The following is a 3,259-nucleotide window of genomic DNA, read 5'->3' on the forward strand; positions in this document are numbered from 1 at the left end:
ATGTCTCATGAACTGGTCTAGGCATATGCATTGCATATGTCTTTGATACATACGATGTATGTATTGTTGATTGTACATCTGGCAACCGATGTACAAGCCAAGTTAAATCAAGCTTTATTTTTGTTGGTTAGTGAGACTTCTTCTGGAAGTCTCAGGTCATGTCTGTCTTCGGATGGATTTATGATTATAGCTAATGAGAGTGATCAAGTGTCTTAAGAGCATTTGGTGGATGCCTTGGCGACTAGAGGCGATGAAAGACGTGATACGCTGCGATAAGCGTCGGGGAGCTGCGAATAAGCTTTGATCCGGCGATTTCTGAATGGGGCAACCCACACCGTAAGGTGTACCCGCAAGGGGGCAAACCCGGGGAACTGAAACATCTAAGTACCCGGAGGAAAGGACATCAACCGAGACTCCGCTAGTAGTGGCGAGCGAACGCGGATCAGGCCAGTGGCTATAGATTAAGAACCGGAACAAGCTGGGAAGCTTGACCTTAGTGGGTGATAGTCCCGTACGGGTAGAAAGATTTATAGTCCTCGAGTAGGGCGGAACACGTGAAATTCTGTCTGAACATGGGGGGACCACCCTCCAAGCCTAAGTACTCCTAGTCGACCGATAGCGCACCAGTACCGTGAGGGAAAGGTGAAAAGTACCCCGACGAGGGGAGTGAAATAGTACCTGAAACCGAATGCTTACAAACAGTTGGAGCCCAAGATTTGTTCTGGGTAACAGCGTACCTTTTGTATAATGGGTCAGCGACTTAATTTAACGAGCAAGCTTAAGCCGATAGGTGTAGGCGTAGCGAAAGCGAGTCTGAATAGGGCGTCTTAGTTCGTTGGATTAGACCCGAAACCGAGTGATCTAGCCATGAGCAGGTTGAAGGTGCAGTAACATGCACTGGAGGACCGAACCCACGAATGTTGAAAAATTCGGGGATGACTTGTGGCTAGGGGTGAAAGGCCAATCAAACTCGGAAATAGCTGGTTCTCCGCGAAATCTATTTAGGTAGAGCGTCCTGTGAATACTCCTGGGGGTAGAGCACTGGATGGGCTATGGGGGCTCACCGCCTTACTGATCCTAACCAAACTCCGAATACCAGGAAGTACTGCAGGGCAGACACACAGTGGGTGCTAACGTCCATTGTGGAGAGGGAAACAACCCTGACCGCCAGTTAAGGTCCCTAAGTTATGGCTAAGTGGGAAAGGATGTAGAGATCCCAAAACAACCAGGATGTTGGCTTAGAAGCAGCCATCATTTAAAGAAAGCGTAACAGCTCACTGGTCTAAATAAGGGTCTCCGCGCCGAAAATGTACCGGGGCTAAAGCCATACACCGAAACTGCGGGCTTGTCTTTGACAAGCGGTAGCGGAGCGTTCTGTAAGCTGATGAAGGTGGACCCGTGAGGGCTGCTGGAAGTATCAGAAGTGCGAATGCTGACATGAGTAACGATAAAGAGGGTGAGAGACCCTCTCGCCGAAAGTCCAAGGGTTCCTGCGCAACGCTAATCGGCGCAGGGTTAGCCGGCCCCTAAGGCGAGGCCGAAAGGCGTAGTCGATGGGAACGGGGTTAATATTCCCCGGCCAGTGGGTAGTGACGGATGCCGTGTATCGTATCTCCTTATTGGATTGGAGATGCGGTGAAGGTGTTCCTGGAAATAGCTCCCACGCTAAGACCGTACCCGAAACCGACACAGGTGGACAGGTAGAGTATACCAAGGCGCTTGAGAGAACTGTGCTGAAGGAACTCGGCAAATTGCTCCCGTAAGTTCGCGAGAAGGGAGCCCAATACGAAGGCAACTTTGTATTGGGGGCACAGAATAGGGGGTTGCGACTGTTTATCAAAAACACAGGGCTCTGCGAAGCCGCAAGGCGACGTATAGGGTCTGACGCCTGCCCGGTGCTGGAAGGTTAAGAGGAGGTGTGCAAGCACCGAATTGAAGCCCCAGTAAACGGCGGCCGTAACTATAACGGTCCTAAGGTAGCGAAATTCCTTGTCGGGTAAGTTCCGACCTGCACGAATGGCGTAACGACTTCCCCGCTGTCTCCAGCACAGACTCAGTGAAATTGAATTCCCCGTGAAGATGCGGGGTTCCTGCGGTCAGACGGAAAGACCCCGTGCACCTTTACTACAGCTTCACACTGGTATTCGTGATGACATGTGTAGGATAGGTGGTAGACGTTGAAACCAAGGCGCCAGCTTTGGTGGAGTCATCCTTGAAATACCACCCTTGTCCTCATGGATATCTAACCGCGGTACTACAATACCCGGGACCGTGTGTGGCGGGTAGTTTGACTGGGGCGGTCGCCTCCCAAATGGTAACGGAGGCGCGCGAAGGTAGGCTCAGAGCGGTCGGAAATCGCTCGTTGAGTGCAATGGCATAAGCCTGCCTGACTGCGAGACTGACAAGTCGAGCAGAGACGAAAGTCGGTCATAGTGATCCGGTGGTCCCTCGTGGAAGGGCCATCGCTCAACGGATAAAAGGTACGCCGGGGATAACAGGCTGATGATGCCCAAGAGTCCATATCGACGGCATTGTTTGGCACCTCGATGTCGGCTCATCACATCCTGGGGCTGGAGCAGGTCCCAAGGGTTTGGCTGTTCGCCAATTAAAGTGGTACGTGAGCTGGGTTCAGAACGTCGCGAGACAGTTCGGTCCCTATCTGCCGTGGGTGTAGGAAATTTGAGAGGATCTGTCCCTAGTACGAGAGGACCGGGATGGACGAACCTCTGGTGGACCTGTTGTGGCGCCAGCCGCATTGCAGGGTAGCTATGTTCGGAATGGATAACCGCTGAAGGCATCTAAGCGGGAAACCAACCTCAAAACTAGATATCCCTTGAGAGCCGTGGAAGACCACCACGTTGATAGGAGGCATGTGGAAGAGGGGTAACTCTCGAAGCTGAGCCTTACTAATAGCTCGATTGATCTTGATCACTCCCATTAAGCTATAATCATAAACGACAAACACCTAGATTTGTCGCCAACAAAACAAAGCTAAAACTTGGATAACAACAACAGACACTTCGCAGAAGTGTCCTGACACTCTCAATAAGAGTGGCATAAAAGACCAGTTCAAAAGTCAGTGTGACTTATTCCTGCCCGGTGGCTATGGCGGGGCGCCCCCACCCGATCCCATCCCGAACTCGGAAGTGAAACGCCCCTGCGCCAATGGTACTTCGTCTTAAGACGCGGGAGAGTAGGGCGCCGCCGGGCATGAATAATACACACCGACAAATCTCTACAAAATAAAACAGAACAAACA

At 51.5% G+C, this 3,259-nt stretch carries 2 rRNA genes; both read left to right on the plus strand.

Going from position 1 to position 3,259, the window contains the following annotated elements:
- The first annotated feature begins 201 nt into the window (after positions 1-201).
- Positions 202-2,932, plus strand: a 23S ribosomal RNA gene (locus PsAD5_RS19740).
- A 163-nt stretch (positions 2,933-3,095) separates the two neighbouring features.
- Positions 3,096-3,210: ribosomal RNA gene (gene rrf / locus PsAD5_RS19745) — 5S ribosomal RNA — on the plus strand.
- Positions 3,211-3,259: the final 49 nt, after the last annotated feature.

Origin of the sequence: Pseudovibrio sp. Ad5 (assembly GCF_001623095.1) — a bacterium.
Classification (GTDB): Bacteria; Pseudomonadota; Alphaproteobacteria; order Rhizobiales; family Stappiaceae; genus Pseudovibrio.